14 protein-coding genes and 1 pseudogene are annotated in these 16,633 nt (G+C 58.0%); 8 read left to right on the top strand and 7 right to left on the bottom strand.

Annotated features, from left to right (window positions below; all coding sequences use genetic code 11):
* Positions 1-65: 65 nt before the first annotated feature.
* Both PIB16_RS05615 and acpP read right to left on the bottom strand, forming a co-directional pair.
* Positions 66-1,079, bottom strand: coding sequence for a substrate-binding domain-containing protein (locus PIB16_RS05615; protein WP_174040127.1), 1,014 nt, complete (start codon positions 1,077-1,079; stop codon positions 66-68).
* 295 nt (positions 1,080-1,374) lie between these two features.
* A pseudogene (gene acpP / locus PIB16_RS05610) lies at positions 1,375-1,643 on the bottom strand (acyl carrier protein).
* Between the two features lie 484 nt (positions 1,644-2,127).
* Between acpP and PIB16_RS05605 the strand changes: the two are divergent.
* From PIB16_RS05605 to PIB16_RS05570, 8 genes are all read left to right on the top strand, one after another.
* Complete coding sequence (locus PIB16_RS05605) at positions 2,128-3,171, top strand: LacI family DNA-binding transcriptional regulator (RefSeq protein ID WP_269828843.1); 1,044 nt, start codon at positions 2,128-2,130, stop codon at positions 3,169-3,171.
* A gap of 16 nt (positions 3,172-3,187) precedes the next feature.
* The gene (locus PIB16_RS05600) at positions 3,188-4,798 is read left to right on the top strand and encodes an FAD-dependent oxidoreductase (protein ID WP_271045147.1); all 1,611 of its coding nucleotides are present in this window, start codon (positions 3,188-3,190) and stop codon (positions 4,796-4,798) included.
* Between the two features lie 29 nt (positions 4,799-4,827).
* Positions 4,828-6,087 (top strand): ABC transporter substrate-binding protein, encoded by a 1,260-nt coding sequence (locus PIB16_RS05595; RefSeq protein WP_271045146.1) that lies wholly within the window; start codon positions 4,828-4,830, stop codon positions 6,085-6,087.
* A 48-nt stretch (positions 6,088-6,135) separates the two neighbouring features.
* Positions 6,136-7,062: a carbohydrate ABC transporter permease gene (locus PIB16_RS05590; RefSeq protein WP_271045145.1), complete on the top strand. Its 927-nt coding sequence runs from the start codon at positions 6,136-6,138 to the stop codon at positions 7,060-7,062.
* Positions 7,052-7,894: a carbohydrate ABC transporter permease gene (locus PIB16_RS05585; RefSeq protein WP_078052174.1), complete on the top strand. Its 843-nt coding sequence runs from the start codon at positions 7,052-7,054 to the stop codon at positions 7,892-7,894. Before PIB16_RS05590 ends, PIB16_RS05585 begins: the two co-directional genes overlap by 11 nt.
* A 15-nt stretch (positions 7,895-7,909) precedes the next feature.
* Positions 7,910-8,953, top strand: coding sequence for an ABC transporter ATP-binding protein (locus tag PIB16_RS05580; RefSeq protein ID WP_271045144.1), 1,044 nt, complete (start codon positions 7,910-7,912; stop codon positions 8,951-8,953).
* Positions 8,954-9,121: 168 nt separating this feature from the next.
* Entirely contained in the window at positions 9,122-9,526 is a 405-nt protein-coding gene (locus tag PIB16_RS05575; RefSeq protein ID WP_271045143.1) for a hypothetical protein, read from the top strand.
* Positions 9,527-9,646: 120 nt separating this feature from the next.
* On the top strand, positions 9,647-10,624 hold the full coding sequence (locus tag PIB16_RS05570) for a SecDF P1 head subdomain-containing protein (protein ID WP_271045142.1): 978 nt from the start codon (positions 9,647-9,649) through the stop codon (positions 10,622-10,624).
* A gap of 88 nt (positions 10,625-10,712) precedes the next feature.
* Here PIB16_RS05570 and PIB16_RS05565 read toward each other — a convergent pair whose 3' ends face one another.
* The 5 genes from PIB16_RS05565 to PIB16_RS05545 form a co-directional block, all read right to left on the bottom strand.
* Positions 10,713-11,021: a LysR substrate-binding domain-containing protein gene (locus PIB16_RS05565; RefSeq protein ID WP_271045141.1), complete on the bottom strand. Its 309-nt coding sequence runs from the start codon at positions 11,019-11,021 to the stop codon at positions 10,713-10,715.
* 194 nt (positions 11,022-11,215) lie between these two features.
* The gene (locus PIB16_RS05560; RefSeq protein ID WP_271045140.1) at positions 11,216-12,826 is read right to left on the bottom strand and encodes an ABC transporter ATP-binding protein; all 1,611 of its coding nucleotides are present in this window, start codon (positions 12,824-12,826) and stop codon (positions 11,216-11,218) included.
* 1 nt (position 12,827) lies between these two features.
* A complete protein-coding gene (locus PIB16_RS05555) occupies positions 12,828-13,958 on the bottom strand; it encodes an ABC transporter permease (protein WP_271045139.1) in 1,131 nt (376 codons plus the stop codon).
* Positions 13,951-14,874 carry an oligopeptide ABC transporter permease OppB gene (gene oppB, locus PIB16_RS05550; protein ID WP_035265000.1) on the bottom strand — a complete coding sequence of 308 codons (924 nt, stop codon included), beginning with the start codon at positions 14,872-14,874 and terminating at the stop codon, positions 13,951-13,953. The genes PIB16_RS05555 and oppB overlap by 8 nt, the downstream gene beginning before the upstream one ends.
* A 54-nt stretch (positions 14,875-14,928) precedes the next feature.
* Positions 14,929-16,524 (bottom strand): peptide ABC transporter substrate-binding protein, encoded by a 1,596-nt coding sequence (locus PIB16_RS05545; RefSeq protein ID WP_271045138.1) that lies wholly within the window; start codon positions 16,522-16,524, stop codon positions 14,929-14,931.
* Positions 16,525-16,633: the final 109 nt, after the last annotated feature.

The raw sequence follows: 16,633 nt of genomic DNA, 5'->3' as shown, positions 1-16,633 counted from the left end.
CCTCCCGAACCTGCTTCCCCTTGTGGCCGGCGAGGTGCAAACCCCGCCGGGTCCAGAGCGACGCGTCAGCGGCCCTTCATATAGTCGTTGAGATCGAAGGAAGCGGCATTCGCCTTGGTGATGACAGCGAAACCATTGTCCATCGAAGGAACCTGCATCGGGTTGAAGCCGGAAACCTTGTAGTCGTTGAAGGGGTCGATCAGGTCCGAATGGGCGCCCAGAAACGTGTTCATGAAACCCATGAAGCCCTGCACACCCTGATTGGGATTGATGGACATGTAGATATTGCCCTGCTTGATATGTTCCAGCGTGGCCGGGGTGATATCCGCATGCAGGATCAGGACCTTCTTCTTCGCCTCAAGGACCGCAGCAGTCGCGCCTTCGGCCGAACCGGCTTCGGGAATCCACAGGGCACCCAGATTGGGATTGGCCTGCAACAATGCGCCAACGGCCTGGTAGGCAAGGTTCGAATCCTGATTGGTCGCCTGGCGACCGACCAGCTTCATCTGCGGATAGGTGCGCCCCATATAGTCGATGAGAGCGGTGACGCGCAGATCGTGATTGCTCTGTCCCGGATTTTCCAGAACGGCATATTCGCCTTTCTCACCAAGTTTCTTGACGATTTCATCGGCCGCGAATTTCGCCTCGGCAACATTGTCCGAAGTGATATAGGCGGTGCGCTTCGACTTCGGAGAATCCGCCGCAAAAGTCGTCACTGAAACGCCGGAGCCGATCGCCTTGTTGATCGGTTCGATAAAGGGATCGGCCTGCATCGGATGCAGCAGAATGCCCTTCGGCTTCTTCACCAGTTCCTGCTCGAAAGATGCGATCTGCTTGGTGATGTCATATTCCGGGGTGCCGGTGAAAACGGCCTCGCAGCCGAGCGCCTTTGCGGCCTGCTTGAACCCCTCGAAGACCGGCACCCAATAGGGGTGGCTGGAAACCATCACGTTCATCACATAGGTTTCACCCGGCTCGCAGGCAAATTTGCCCGCGGCGGCGGCCTGCGAACCGGCCCCACCGGCAATCGCCACGGCTAAAACACCCGCGGCAGCGGTCGATTTCAGAAAAGCCAACATATTCCCCTCCCAAGGACAATGACTTAGTCCGCAATAAATTTTATTCGATGTAATTTATTGCATGGGAATTGGGATAGCCGGAAACCGAGCGGCCGTCAATGCCGTTTGAATTTTATTTTATGAAGTGAAATTTATTTCAGTTCAGCCGCAAGGCACGGAAGCGATGGCCGGCGCCTAATCGGCGCCGAGCAAATAGAGGATGAATTTGTAGAGGACATAGGCGCCGACAACGGCGGGAAGAAAGTGCATGAATGGATTGATTATCGCCATATCAAACGCGCTCTTTCCAGATCAACTAAGTGGTTGCCAACTGAATGAAGCGAATGGCATCACCGACAGTGGAAAGACTGTCTGCGGCAGCATCGGGAATTTCGATGCCAAATTCCTCTTGATCTCCATGACGATCTGAACGACCTCAAGCGAATCGGCATTCAGATCTTCGGAAAAATCAGCTGTATCGACGATTTTATCATCAGCTATTCCGAGCTGCTCGCCGATGATTTTCGCCACCCGGTTTCTTATCTCGGATACTGCGGTATCTGTGGGGACCCAAAAACTCACCATCTCGATTCCGACTTCCTGTTCTCCGTGCCGATGTCATCCGACATCCATCGATAGAAGGCGAAAATGCTTATCGCGAAGACAAAAAGGGATATGAGGCTACCCAGGTTCGACATTGCTCTCTCATTTCTCCCCCCGATAAAATCTAAGCTTCGGAATGAGTGACCTGCAATGAAGATTTTGTAATTTATTGTTGCCCGTAACCGGCTTTTAGACCGCTCTCTGTCTCTGAACTTTTCCGGCTTTCATGAATTGCATCCGGCTCGCAGGCGCACTCCGGTGACATGGATAGTCATGTTTCAGGTGGCCCTAAGCGAAATATCCCGGAAAGACTGTCTAATGGTGACGGGCCGCGCGGAAGCTGGAGTGAATGTGCCGGAACCACCACATCCTCCGGAGTACCTCACTATTGACATCCCCTCGCAAACACTGTTTATACGCATAAGCAGCTAATACGAATTAGCAGCCAGAAGGAAACGAGGTTTCGATGGTTAGGCGCTTGACGCAACGGGACATTGCGATCTTCGCGGGGGTCAGCCAGGCGACGGTTTCGCTTGTGCTCAACGAGGCGAAATCCGCTGAGGGCCGTATCCCGCCTGAAACGCGGGAGCGTGTGCTGAAGGCCATTCGGGACACGGGTTATGTGGCGGACCCCATCGCGCGCAGCATGGTCAAGGGCGCCAATCGGATTCTGGGTGTTTTTACCTATCAGCCGGCTTTCCCGATTGCGCAGGCGGATTTCTACACGCCTTTTCTGATGGGGATAGAGGAGGAAGCGGAGAGGTTGGGCTACGACCTTCTGCTGATGACGGCTGCGGCGCGCGACGACAACGGGCGCAAGCGTATCTTCGGGGAAACGGGGCGGCTTCGACTTGCAGACGGATGCCTGATTCTGGGCAGTCAGTTCGACCGCGATGAACTGGCCCAGCTGGTTGCCGGTGACTACCCCTATGTTGCAGTCGGTCGTCGTGACGATGCCGGCGGGCCGGTGCGTTATGTTGGCGCGGACTATGTGACAGCCACGCATGCTCTTGTCCGAGAGGCGCTTGTCGCCGGGCATCGCCGCTTCGCCTTTATCGGTGCGACGGGCCCGGCGGAATCCATCAGCGACCGCTGGCGTGGTTTTCTCGCCGCAATCGAGGGCGCGGCGGAGTTGGTCTATTCCCACGAAAGCGAAAATGGCGATCCGGCCGAGCAACTGGCTGCCGTTCGCGCCAGCGGAGCGAGCGTCGTTTTTTTTGCCGAAGTGGCCGAAGCGGTGGTCTTCGACAATCAGGCCCGCGCCCAGGGGGTGAGCGTCCCCGGCGATCTTTCCATCGTGGTGCTGGGCAGCGGCACACGCACGTATACGCTCCGGTCGCAACGCGTCTTCACCTCCTATGCCATCCCCCGCGAAGAGATGGGCAGGCAGGCGACCTCCATGCTGGTCGAAACCCTTACCAGCCCCCCCGGCCCTGTACGACAGATACTGCTGGGCTGCGACATCGTGGCGGGCGAAACGCTCGGCTCCCCAAATCAAGGCCCAACTTAAGGAAAGAGAACCTGACGTGAGAGAATACAATGCAGATATTCTTGTGGTTGGCGGCGGGCTTGGCGGCGTGGCCGCGGCGCTTGGGGCCCTGCGCAACGGCCGCAGCGTTATCCTGACAGAAGCATTCGACTGGATTGGCGGCCAGCTGACCAGTCAGGCCGTGCCGCCCGACGAGCACAGCTGGGTCGAGCAGTTCGGGATCACAGCCAGCTATCGCGCCTTGCGCACGGGCGTGCGGCAATATTACCGCGACCACTATCCGCTGACGGACACCGCCCGGGCGGATCTGACACTCAACCCCGGTGACGGCAACGTATCTCGCCTGTGCCACGAACCACGCGTTTCGCTGGCGGTGATGGAGGCAATGCTTGCCCCTTACGCGGCCGGCGGCAAGCTGACCATCCTCAAGCCCTATGAGCCGATCGCCGCAGACGTCGACGGCGACACCGTGCGGGCCGTGACGCTGCGCCATTGCAATACGGGCGATCTCATTTCCTGCTCGGCCCGCTACATTATCGACGCGACCGAATTGGGCGATCTGCTGCCGCTGACCGCAACCGACTATGTCACGGGTTTCGAAGCCCAATCCGAAACCGGCGAGCCGAGCGCACCGGCGGAGGCGCAACCCCACAATCAGCAGGCCGTCTCGATCTGCTTTGCCGTCGATCAGGTTGACGGCAATCATGTCATCGACAAACCTGCCCGGTACGAGCACTGGCGTCAGGTTGCCCCCGAATTTTGGGGCGGCCCGCTATTGAGCTGGCACTCGCCCAATCCGCGCACACTGGAGCGCAGTCGCCGGTTCTTCGATCCCAACCCAGCCGACAACGCAACACGCGACGTTGCAGACCAGCGTCACAGCGCCGGCGATATGAGCCTTTGGATATTCCGCCGTATTGCCGCCCGCCATACATTTCGACCCGGTGCCTATGCCAGCGATATCTGCCTCGTGAACTGGCCGATGATCGATTATTTCGAGGCACCGATCATTGATGTTACCCCAGAACAATATGCCGAGCGGCTGGCCGATGCGGCTAGTCTGTCCTATTCCATGTTCTACTGGATGCAGACCGAGGCGCCTCGCCCGGATGGCGGTCAGGGCTTTCCGGGCCTGCGTCTGCGCGGCGACATTACCGGCACGGAACATGGCCTGGCCATGGCGCCCTATATCCGTGAAAGCCGTCGCATTCGTGCCCTGACCACGGTGGTCGAGCAGGATCTGTCGCTTGCGGTGCGCGGCGATCGCGGCGCGGTGCATTATCCGGACAGCATCGGTATCGGCATGTACCGCATCGACCTGCACCCCTCGACGGGCGGCGATAACTATATCGATGTCGGCGCCTGCCCATTCGAGATTCCGCTGGGTGCCCTTATTCCCCGCCACAAAACGAACCTGCTGGCGGCATCCAAGAATATCGGCACGACGCATATCACCAATGGCTGCTACAGGCTGCATCCAGTCGAGTGGAACATCGGCGAAGTGGCCGGCATGCTGGCGGCCTATTGCCTCGACAAGGGCGAGACCCCGCATGGCGTGCATGCCGATGAAAAGCGGCTGGCGGAGTTTCATACCCACATTGAACGCCAAGGGGTGGAGCGCCATTGGCCCGATATTCGCGGCTACTAGCTAATACGTATAATTTGGGAGGATTGTTCATGCGCAGGAGTATAGTGAAAATTGCAGTGGCCGGTTTTCTGGTCACATCCGGGCTGGTTTCGCCAGCTTTGTCGCAGGAATTGCGGATGGCCATCTGGAGCGCCAACGAAGCCCATCTGGCCCTGTTCAACGAGATCGCCGATGAGTTCGAGGCGAGCCATCCCGGCGTCAAGATCACCTACGATTCGCTTGCCTACGAAGGCTATGCCACCGCTCTGACCACCCAGATCGCCGGCGGCAATCCCCCCGATCTGGCCTGGCTGTTCGACACGACCGCGCCCGACTTCATGGCGGCAGGGGCGCTTTATCCCCTCACCGAAACCTTTGCCAATACCGAAGGTTACGACATGGGCGACTTCCCCCCGGCAACGCTCACCGCCTGGTCGTATGAAGGGGTACAATATCTCTATCCATTCTCGACATCTCCCTTCGGCGTCTTCGTCAACAACGACATGATCCGGGCGGCAGGTGCAAAGACGCCCGCCGAGATGATCGCTGCCGGCGAATGGAACTGGGACAATGCCATTGCGACGGCGGCAAAAGTCGCGACGACCGGCAAACAGGGATTGATCATTCGTGATTTTGAATACAAGGCGTGGGAGAATCTTGCCGAGGTCTATACCGGCTGGAATGCCTATCCCTGGTCGAAAGACACCAAGTCCTGCGCTTTTGCCAGCCCGGAGATGGTTGACGCCATGCGCTTCATCCACGATGCGATCTTCGTGAAGAAAGCCATGCCGGGGCCAGGCGTTTCGGCCGATTTCTTTGCCGGGGATGCGGCGATGACGACCACCCAGATCAGCCGCGCATCGCTGCTGCCGAAAGGCGACAAGGCCTTCGACTGGGATCTCGTGCCGTTGCCCACGGGGCCTGCCGGCGATTATGCCGTTACAGGTCGAGCAGGCATTGGCGTCATGGCCAGCGGCAAAAATCCCAAGCTCGCAGCGGAATTCCTGGCGTTTTTCTCCTCGAAGCCTAATGTAGCCAAGCTCGCGCGGTTTTTCCCGCCAGCACGGAAGAGCCTGCTGACCGCCGATGTGCTTGCGGCCGCCAACCCATTGCTGTCGCGCGAGCAGATAGAGGCCGTGGTCATTCGCGGCGTCGCCACCGGTCAATCGACGCAGCAGGTTCTCAATTTTGCCCGGCTGCAACAGACCGTTCGCGCTGGCCTCGATGGTCTCTGGCGACCAGATGCCGATGTCGCGGCTGTCCTGCAAGCGCTTTGCAGCCGTCTTGACCCATTGCTGGCGGCCAATTGACGCTTCGCAGTCATCCGGTGGATGCGAAAGGCAGAAGGAAGAAGAGCCATGACGCTTGCCCTCCAAACAGCGCAAACACAGGCCCGGCGCGGTTTCTGGACCATGGCGCGGCGTGACGCCGCCACCGGTTATCTGTTCATCGCGCCGCAACTCATCGGTATCGTTGTCTTCGTGCTCGTGCCGCTGGTGCTGGTCTTCTGGTATTCGCTGCATGAGTGGAACGTGCTGGCGGGATCGTTCCGGTTCACCGGCGTCGCCAATTACCAGAAGCTGCTCAGCGACCCGGCCATAGGCGAAGTACTGGCCGTGACCGCCGTGTTCTCGGCCGGACTTGCCCTGCTCAATATGAGCCTGGCGCTGGGGCTTGCGTTGCTCTTAAACCAGAAGCTGGCCTTCATGACCGTGTTCCGCACACTGTTCTTTTCGCCGGTGGTGGTGTCGCTGGTCGCCTGGACAATCGTCTGGAGTTTCCTGTTGCAGAACAATGGCGGTATCAACGGCCTCCTGCAAATGATCGGCGTCGAGGGTCCCAACTGGCTGCGCCACCCAACGACCGCGATGATCTCGGTCATCGTCGTGCAGGCGCTCAAGAATCTCGGCCTCAACATGATCCTGTTTCTCGCAGCACTGCAGGGCGTGCCGCGGGAACTGTTCGAAGCCGCACGCGTCGACGGTGTGCCGCGCTTCAAGCAGTTCTATCGCATTACCCTCCCGATGATCAGCCCGACGATCCTGCTCGCCTCCATCGTCACCATCGTCGGCGCGTTGCAGGTCTTTTCGCAGATCATGATCCTCACGCAGGGCGGGCCGGGCTTTTCCACGACGGTTCTCGTTTATTACCTCTATCAGCAGGCCTTCCAGTTCTACCTCTTCGGTTACGGTTCGACACTCTCCATCATTCTGCTGGTCATTGTCGGCGCTCTCACCTTCATCCAATGGCACCTGCGCAGAAAGTTCGTATTCTATGAAAACTGAACTCAGCCCACGCGCGCAGGCGCTGATCTATTTCATACTCTGCGTGCTGCTTGTCCCCTTCGTCTTCCCGACCTGGTGGATGGTCACGTCGTCGGTCAAACCCGTCAGCCAGATATTTGCCTTTCCGCCGGATATCTGGCCGCGCGCCTTCGATTTTTCCTCCTATTCCGACGTCTTCAGAATACAGCCCTTCGCGCTGCAATACTGGAACTCCGCCTATATCGCGGCGATCGTCACCATCGGCACCATGGCAGTGGCGTCGATGGCCGGATATGCCTTTGCGCGTATCAGGTTCCCCTTTGCCAACGCCATCTTCATGGTGGTTCTGGTGGGGTTGCTGATCCCATCCGAAGTGACGCTGGTTCCGTTGTTCCGGATGTTTCTCAAATGGGGCATGATCAACACGCATTGGCCGCTGATCCTGGTGCCGATCTTCGGTGCGCCGGCGGTCTTCGCCACCTTCATCATGCGCCAGTTCTTCATCTCCCTGCCCGTGGAACTGGAAGAAGCCGCACGGGTCGATGGCCTCGGCCGGCTAAAGATATTCTGGACCATCGCCCTGCCGCTTGCCCGTCCGGCGCTGGCCGCCGTTGCAATCTTCACATTTCTCGGCAGCTGGAACCTTTATCTCGAACCCATCGTCTTTCTTTCCAGCCCCGACAAGTTCACCCTGCCCCAGGCGCTGACACAATTTACCGACGCCTACGGCGGACCGATGTGGAACATCCAGCTTGCCGCCGCGACGATGACCGCCATCCCCGTACTCATCGTCTTCATCGTTGCGCAGAAACAATTCGTCGAAGGCCTCGCCCATACCGGGCTTAAAGGCTAATCGAAAGGCTGACCCATGGCACCCGTTACCCTTAGATCCGTCAAGAAAAGCTATGGCGCATTCGCCACCATCCACGGCGTCGATATCGATATTGCCGATGGCGAATTCGTTGTCCTCGTCGGCCCTTCGGGCTGCGGCAAATCCACCCTGCTGCGGATGATCGCAGGCCTTGAAACCGTTACCAGCGGCGATATCTCTATCAGCAGCCGTATCGTCAACGAGATCGAGCCGAAAGACCGCGACATCGCCATGGTCTTCCAGAACTACGCGCTTTATCCGCACATGAACGTAGCGAAAAACATGGCTTTTTCGCTTGAACATCGCGGCGGCAGCAAGGCCGAGATCGCCGAGCGGGTGAGCTGGGCAGCGGAGATATTGGGGCTGACGCCGTTGCTCGAACGCTTCCCCCGCCAGCTTTCCGGCGGGCAACGGCAGCGTGTCGCCATGGGCCGCGCAATCGTCCGCAATCCTCAGGTTTTTCTGTTCGACGAACCGCTCAGCAATCTCGATGCCAAGCTGCGTGTGGTGATGCGCGGTGAAATCAAGGCGTTGCATCAGCGTCTCGGGGTCACGACCGTTTATGTCACGCATGATCAGGTGGAAGCCATGACCATGGCCGACAAGATCGTGGTGATGAATGCCGGACGGGTCGAGCAATGCGGAGCGCCGCTCGAGCTTTATGACCGGCCCGCCAATCCCTTCGTCGCCGGTTTCATCGGTTCCCCGGCAATGAATTTCATCAATGGGCGATTGACCGCCGATGGTTTCGAGGCTGACGGCGTCGTCCTGCCCCTCCCTCCCAGCCATGCCACAGGCGAAGCGATCTACGGCATCCGCCCGGAACATTTCGAACTGGTCAACCATGGCCTCGCCGCAACCGTTTTATTGGTGGAGCCGATGGGGTCGGAAACGCAGGTCACGATGATGATCGGCGATCACCAGGTCATCGGTGTCTTCCGCGAGCGCGTACAAGCGCAACCGGGCGCGACCATCCAGGTTCAGCCGGATCTGGCATCGATCCACCTGTTCGATGCCAGAACCAGTCAACGCCTCAACTAGCGTCGATGAAAACCGGAAGCGTGCGTATAGAACCGTCGCGGAAATCGCGGCGCAGGGCAGAATTTAATGATTAAAAATCACTGCCCACAGAAGCCGCTTGGTGTTGAAACTGGGATAGACAGTCCGAAATCGGCATGTCAGGTGTTGGAAAAGCTGCAACCGGAGGGCATGCAAATTCGCACGACCACAACGCGCCGCAATATCGGCCTGATCCGCCTCCTCTTTCTCACTGCCGGTCTGACATTCCCTGCAACGATAGCGGTCGGCCCCGCACAGGCGGCGGAGAGCGTGACCGTGCCGCCTTATGCGCCTGCCGTCGGCACTGAGCTTCATTATCGGGTTCAAAAAACGACCGAAACCGATATGTCGCTTTGGTTCGACAAGCCGGAAGCCTCGTCCGTTGTCATGCGCGGGGACTTCCGTCAATCGGCAACGGTTCTGTCGCGGAACGACGAGGGGATGCGGATGAAATGGAGACTTTCCGCAGACATTCCCCCGGATGCGACGGGTGCTGCGGATTCCTATGCGATGAACGCCATGTTCCGCAATTCGCTCGCCGCTTATGGTGTCTAGGAACTGGAATTCGACGCGGATCCGAGCGGTGCTCCGGCGGCGCTTGTCGGCGCCGATCAGATCATTGCCAATTTGGAAAGGCTCCTGTCCACGTCCTCGTCGGATAACACGGCCTCCCGCATGCTCCAGACCGTTAAAGGTAATCCTCTTGTCGTGATCAACGTGCTTGCGCCGGAAAGCATGATCCTTGCGCTCGGGCAGTCCTCCGAAGCTTTCACGACAGATATCGGGCAGGAATGGACGGTTGCGGGAAGCGAAGAACTGAAGGGGGTACTCGTTCCGACAAGCACCGTCTGGAAACTTGAAGCCGCCGACAAGGCCCGGCAAACAGCCACATTCAGCGCCACGGTCACCTACGATCCGGCTGCCCTGCTGCAATCCCAGCAATCTTCGATCGATGGCATGATCGCAAGCTTCGCAGACCGGGCGAAACAACTGACCGATGCGCAATTGGCGCAGGCCAGAAGCGCCGGCAAGTCGCGGACTGTGACCTATGTGAATTCAACACGCGACGGATCGACAATCGAAGTGCTGGAAAACACGGTCGCAAGTGTTGGCGGCATGAAGGTCACCGTGGGTGTGCATATCTGGCGAGAGGATCAGCCACCGGTCCTGCCTTCACCGCATGCCTGGACCGCCGAGACCCTGTCTGGCCAACGCGTTGAGCCGCTACCTCAAAACAATACGCAGGCTTCGATCGATCTGGACCAATACCGCCCGAAGGCCGACGCCGATACCGCTTCCTCTCCCAACGAGAATGACGGTGGCAAACCCCCCGCCGACAGCGGCGGGGACATTGCACCGATTTCGCTCAAGGTCGCAAAGGTGAAAACCTCGATCAATCCCACTGCCGGACCTGCGGTGGAAATTGCGCTGACACCGGAAAGCGCCAAGGCCTTCGAGGATTTCACACGCGCGGCTCTCGGGCAGAAGACCCAGCTGCTGGTTGACGGAGACGTCATCTTCGAACCGGTCGTGAGAGAACCGATTATGGGCGGCAGCGTCACCATCAGTGGCCTTGATTCAGCGCAAGCTTTGGCCGTCGAACGGAAATTGTCGTCTTCCGAGGCCAAGATCATTGTGCGGTTGGCGCCATAATCCTGCAAAAAGGGAAATGGCGATCGCCGCAAAGGGCTCGAGCGAGGCAATAACCGGGAACGATCCGTATCTTTTCCTGCGGCGCCCATCATTTGGCGGATGCGCGTCGTGGTACACTTCTATCTTCGGTTCGAATGGTATCGCCACCACTTCGGCACCCGGCAGAACGCAGGCTGGTATGATCCACGATGCCAACGCCCATGCCCGCCGATGCAAAGTGGCAGCAGTTCAGCATTGACGTTTCCATCGTGCTTATCGGCTGGTGATCTTCGATTGAGAAGGCGCGGTCGAGTGCCAGCCTGAGCGGGGAATTGCGGCCGGGAATGAGCATTCGTTCATCGAGAAGGTCATTCGGCGTGACGACCCGGCGGGATGCCAGTCGATGATCTGCCGTCATTGCGGCAACGGCACAGGAAGCTGTGCAGAGGTGTGGCGTTTGTCCGCCGCACGCATGTCTCAAAGGCCATCTCGATCCTCAACCTCACACCGGCATTTCCTTTATCGGAAGAAGTTCTGTCTTTGTGCGATCTGTTGCCGCTCTTTTTCAAGTGGTTCAGGGCCAGAGAAGGCCTGCCACGGCCGTGCGATAATCTATGGTGCCGCCTCCACTGAAAAAGCAGATTTGATGAGTGTTTCGGTATATTCAGCGGTCGGATTGTTGAATATCACATCCGTTTCTCCTTCCTCCACAATCTTCCCGTTTCTCATGACGATGACGTGATCCGAAATCGCCTTGATGACAGAAAGGTCGTGGCTGATGAAGATGTAAGAAAGGCCATGCGTCTTCTGCAAATCACGCAGCAGATCGATAACTTGTCCCTGAACGGATCGGTCCAGTGCGGATGTGGGTTCGTCGAGAATGACGACATCCGGTTTGAGGATGATTGCGCGGGCGATTGCGATACGCTGACGTTGTCCGCCCGAGAACTCGTGAGGGTAACGGTTGCGAGCGGCGGGATCGAGACCGACTTCTTTCAGTGCTTCTATTGCCCGCTTGTCCCGTTCCGCTCTGCTCAGCCGTTGCTCATGCACAAACAGGCCTTCCGTGATGATCTCTCCGACCGTCTGTCTTGGCGAAAGCGAGCCATAGGGGTCCTGGAACACAAGCTGCAAACGCCGCCGCAATGGCCGCATTGCCTTCCGATCAAGTCCGGTAATTTCCCTCCCGTCGAAGAAAATACGGCCATCTGCCACAATTAGACGCAGAAGCGCACGACCGAGCGTGGACTTGCCTGATCCGGATTCACCGACGATGCCTATGGTCTGTCCCTGGTGAAGGTTGACATTGACGCCGTCTACGGCTCGGAACCTGCGAGACTTCGACAAGAAGCCACCAGGAATTGTATAATCGATCGTCACGCCCTGGCCGGAGAGCACGACCGGCGCCTCTGTACTAATTGCCGGTTTGTGTCCCTTGGGTTCGGCGTCGAGAAGCATCCTGGTGTAATCCGCCTGCGGGCGATCGAAGATATCTTCCGTCGTACCGGACTCGACAATCTCGCCACGGCGCATGACAGCCACACGATTGGCAAAATGGCGGACCACGCCAAGATCGTGCGTGATCAGGACGATGGCCATGCCGAAGCGTTGTTGCAACGACTTCAGGAGGTCGAGGATTTGCGCCTGGATCGTCACGTCCAGCGCAGTGGTCGGCTCATCCGCAATCAGAATATCCGGTTCATTCGCGAGAGCCATGGCGATCATGACGCGCTGGCGCTGGCCACCGGAAAGTTCATGGGGATAGCTGTCTATGCGCCGCTCCGGCTCGGGAATTCCCACGAGCTTCAGCAGTTCGAGAACGCGGGCGCGCGCCTCTTTTTTACTGCCGCCCCTGTGGTGCAGGATAGGTTCGGCGATTTGCGCGCCGATCCGGTAGAGAGGATCGAGCGAGGTCATCGGCTCCTGGAAAATCATGGTGATTTTCGCACCCCGGATATCGTTCAGCTCGCCGACCGGCAGACCGATCAGCTCGCGTCCACGATATTTCGCCGAGCCTTCAATAACGCCGTTGGATGCCAGCAGCCCCATGATGGCCATCATGGTCTGGCTTTTGCCGGAACCGGATTCTCCGACAACGGCAAGCGTTTCACCCTGCTTGACGTCAAGATCGATGCCCTTGACGGCTTTCACCGTGCCGTCCGGCGTCGTGAAATCGACCTTGAGATTACGGACGGTCAGAATGGTTTCAGATGTCGTATTCATGTCAACGATCCTTGGGATCGAGTGCATCACGCAACCCGTCACCCACGAAATTCAGCGAAAACAGGGTCAGTACGAAGAAGATCGCCGGAAATATCAGTAGCCATGGGGCCGATTGGATATTGTTGGCACCTTCGGAAATCAGCGCACCCCAGCTCGTCAGCGGCGCCTGCACGCCAAGACCGAGGAAGGAGAGGAAGCTTTCCAGAAGAATGACCTTGGGTACGACGACCGTAACGAACACGACGACGGGCCCGATCGTATTCGGGATGATGTGACGGCGGATGATCTGCCAGTCGCTCAAACCCAAGGCCTGTGCGGCGCCCACAAATTCCCGCCGTTTCAGGGCAAGCGTCTGACCGCGGACGATACGCGCCATGTCCAGCCATTCCACCGCACCGATGACCAGGAAGATCAGGATGAAGCTGCGGCCGAAAAACACCACCAGCACGACCACCAGAAAGACGAAGGGCAGCGAATAGAGAATTTCGACGAAACGCATCATCACATTGTCGACACGCCCACCGATATATCCCGCGGTTGCGCCGTAAAGAACGCCGATTCCGAGCGAAACGAGGCTGGCGAGAACGCCGACGGCGATCGAGATTTGCCCACCCAGCATCACGCGCGCCAGCATGTCGCGACCGTTGGAATCCGTGCCGAAGAAGAAGTATTCGCGGTTGACGTCGCCTTCCAGCTTCAGCGTTCGCCCCTCATCTTCGGTGGCGACGACCTTCGTATTTTCGAATTCGTTGGCGCGGTCGAAATAGCGTGTGGTGCGCGGGTCAATCGGGCTGCTGGAGGTGACGGTTGCCGTGAAGGCCTGCCCTTCGACGGAGAATTCCTTCAGCTCGACGCGCGCCCGGCTGGCAACGCCCTCCATCACGTCTTGCAGGTTGTTCACATCCGGGCGTGGCTCAAGGCTCGGTGGGACGGAGACATAGGACGAGAACACCTGATCGTAGGTGTGCGTGAGGAAATGCGGGCCGATGAACGAGAAAAGCGTGATCAGCAGCAGCATGACGGAACCTGCCATGGCGGCCTTGTTTCGTTTGAAACGCAGGGCTGCCAGCTGGAACAGGCTTCGGCTTTTCACCGATGGTTGAGGGGCAATATTGCCGGGGATATCAGTCATGTCTGACCCTCGGATCCAGCAGGCCGTAGAGAATATCGACCACGAGATTGAAAAGGATGACAAAAATGGCGACGAGAACGACGGTTCCCATCACCAAGGTATAGTCACGATTGATCGCACCAAGAACGAAGTAGCGGCCCACACCCGGAATAGTGAAGATCGTCTCGATGACGGCCGAACCCGTCAGCAGTGCTGCGGCGCACGGAGCCAGATAGGAAACGACCGGAAGCATCGCCGCGCGCATGGCGTGGAATACCACCACGTTGCGCGCTGGAAGGCCGTAAGCCTTGGCGGTGCGGATGTGGTCCATTCGCAAAGCCTCGATCATTGCGCCGCGTGTCAGACGCGCGATGACCGCAAGCTGCGGCAAAGCGAGCGCGATCATCGGAAGGATGAGATATCGCAGCGATCCGTCGCCCCAGCTGCCGGCGGGCAGAAGCCCGAGTATGACGGCAAAGACAAGCGTGAGAACGGGTGCGACAACGAAGTTCGGCACAGTAACGCCGACCGTCGAAATCGACATGATCGAGAAATCGAAGGCACTGTTCTGCCTGAGCGCGGCGAGAGTGCCGGCAAGAACGCCGCCGACCAGCGCCAGCAAAAGAGCATAGCTGCCGAGTTCCAGGGAGTAGGGCAGACCCTTGCCGATCAACTGCGCGACGGTATTGTCCTTGTAGACGTAGCTCGGACCGAAATCGCCGGTGACGGCATTGCCGAGATAGATGAGATACTGGCGCCACAATGGTTCATCCAGATGATAGGTTCTCATCAGGTTTTCCATCGTCTGCGGCGGCAGGGGACGTTCAAGATTGAACGGACCGCCCGGTGCGAAACGCATCAGGAAAAACGAAATCGTGACGACGATAAACAACGTCGGCACCGCACTCGCCAAACGGCGCAGGATAAACGAGATCATGCTTTTTCGGGCTCCGGCATGGCACGGTGGTGTGAGCCACCGTGCCGACGCTGCTTATTCGGAAACGCTCAGGAAGCGGCTGAGGTGTGCGTTGGCAGCGTTGTCGACCCAACCCTTGACGCGGTTGGAAACCAGCCAGAGATCGGCCTGCGTCAGAAGCGGAACAACCGGCTGTTCCTTCATGAGGATGGTTTCTGCCTCATGCAGCAGCTTGGAGCGAGCGGCAGGATCCTTCTCGTCGTAGGACTTCTGCATCAGCGCGTCATATTCGGCGTTGTTGAACTTGGAATAGTTGAAGGTCTTGTTGGAAGATACCGAAAGCGCGAGGAAGTTTTCGGCATCCGCATAGTCGGCAACCCAACCGGCACGCGCCACGTTGAATTTGCCGCCTTCCTGAAGGTAACCATAGTGCGAGGCGACGTCGAGGTTCACCAGCGACACCTTCGCGCCGAAAGTGTTCTTCCACATATCAGCGATAGCCGTCGCGACGCGTTCATGGTTCGGGTTGGTGTTGTAACGGATTTCGATGGAAAGCGGCTTGCCGCCCTCACCGTAACCAGCGTCCTTCATGAGCTTGAGGGCTTCGTCTTCACGATCAAGCTGAGACAGCGTGGCAAAGTCGGCCTTTGCCGGCTCTTTGTAAGAATCCATGCCCGGAGGAACCATGGAATAGGCCGGAATCTGAGAACCGCTATAGATTTCCTTGGCGAGGAAATCGCGGTCCACTGCCATGGAGAGCGCCTGGCGGACACGGACATCGTTATAAGGCGCTTCGCGGGTATCAAAGGTGTAGTAATAGGTGGCAAGCGTCGGCGAAACGTGAACCTGTCCGCCATAGGCCTTGCGCAGACGGTCGATCTGATCTGCGGAAAAGTTGTAGGCGAGGTCCATTTCCTTTGCTTCGAAACGACGAACGGATGCGGCCTGATCGTCGATCGGGTAGAAGATGACCTTGTCGATCTTGGTGTTGGATGCATCCCAGAAACTGGTGTTCTTGACGACCGTCAAGCTGTCATTGGGAACATGCGCTTCGAGTTTATAGGCGCCGTTCGAGACCATGACGCCGGGCTTTACGAAGTCGGTGCCATTCTTTTCGTAGCTTGCCTTGGAGATTGGCAGAGCCGCCTGGTGAGAAAGGAGTTCAAGGAAGAAAGGTGTCGGGCGCTCGAGTGTGATCTCAAGCGTCTTGTCATCCACCGCCTTGACGCCAAGCTGGTCAACCGGAACATCGCCCTTGTTGATCTTTTCGGCGTTCGTGATCGGGTAAAGGATATTTGCATATTTTGCGGCGGTCTTTGGGTCTTCGACGCGCTGGTAGGAGAACACAAAATCTCCGGCCGTTACCGGTGTGCCATCCGACCACTTCGCATCTGCACGCAGTTTGAACGTGTAGACGGTGCCATCCTCAGACAGTGTCCAGCTTTCCGCCGTACCGGGAACGATCTTGCCGGCGGCATCGTAAATGGTGAGACCTTCATAAAGGTCTTTCAGGATAAAGGCTTCGATGTTGATGGAGGTCTGCGCCTGATCGAGCGTCTGCGGTTCCCCGGCATTGCCGCGGTGTAGAACTGTTTCCGCAAGTGCAGAACTCGCCCCAATCAGAAGCGATCCTACCAGCAGAGTGGCGCGAGTTGTTGTTTTTATGGACATCGTTTTCTCTCCCCGTGAAGATTTTGAGTCTACAAACAAGGCGATATTGCTCCGAAGCGCAACAACAATAAATTGTGAGTTGATGGGAAGCCTTGACCTCGTCGGTGCT

The organism is Agrobacterium sp. ST15.13.015, from assembly GCF_027871645.1.
GTDB lineage: Bacteria > Pseudomonadota > Alphaproteobacteria > Rhizobiales > Rhizobiaceae > Agrobacterium > Agrobacterium leguminum.
Note: the sequence above shows the minus strand (reverse complement) of the source record. Positions and strands in the feature narration are given on the sequence as shown.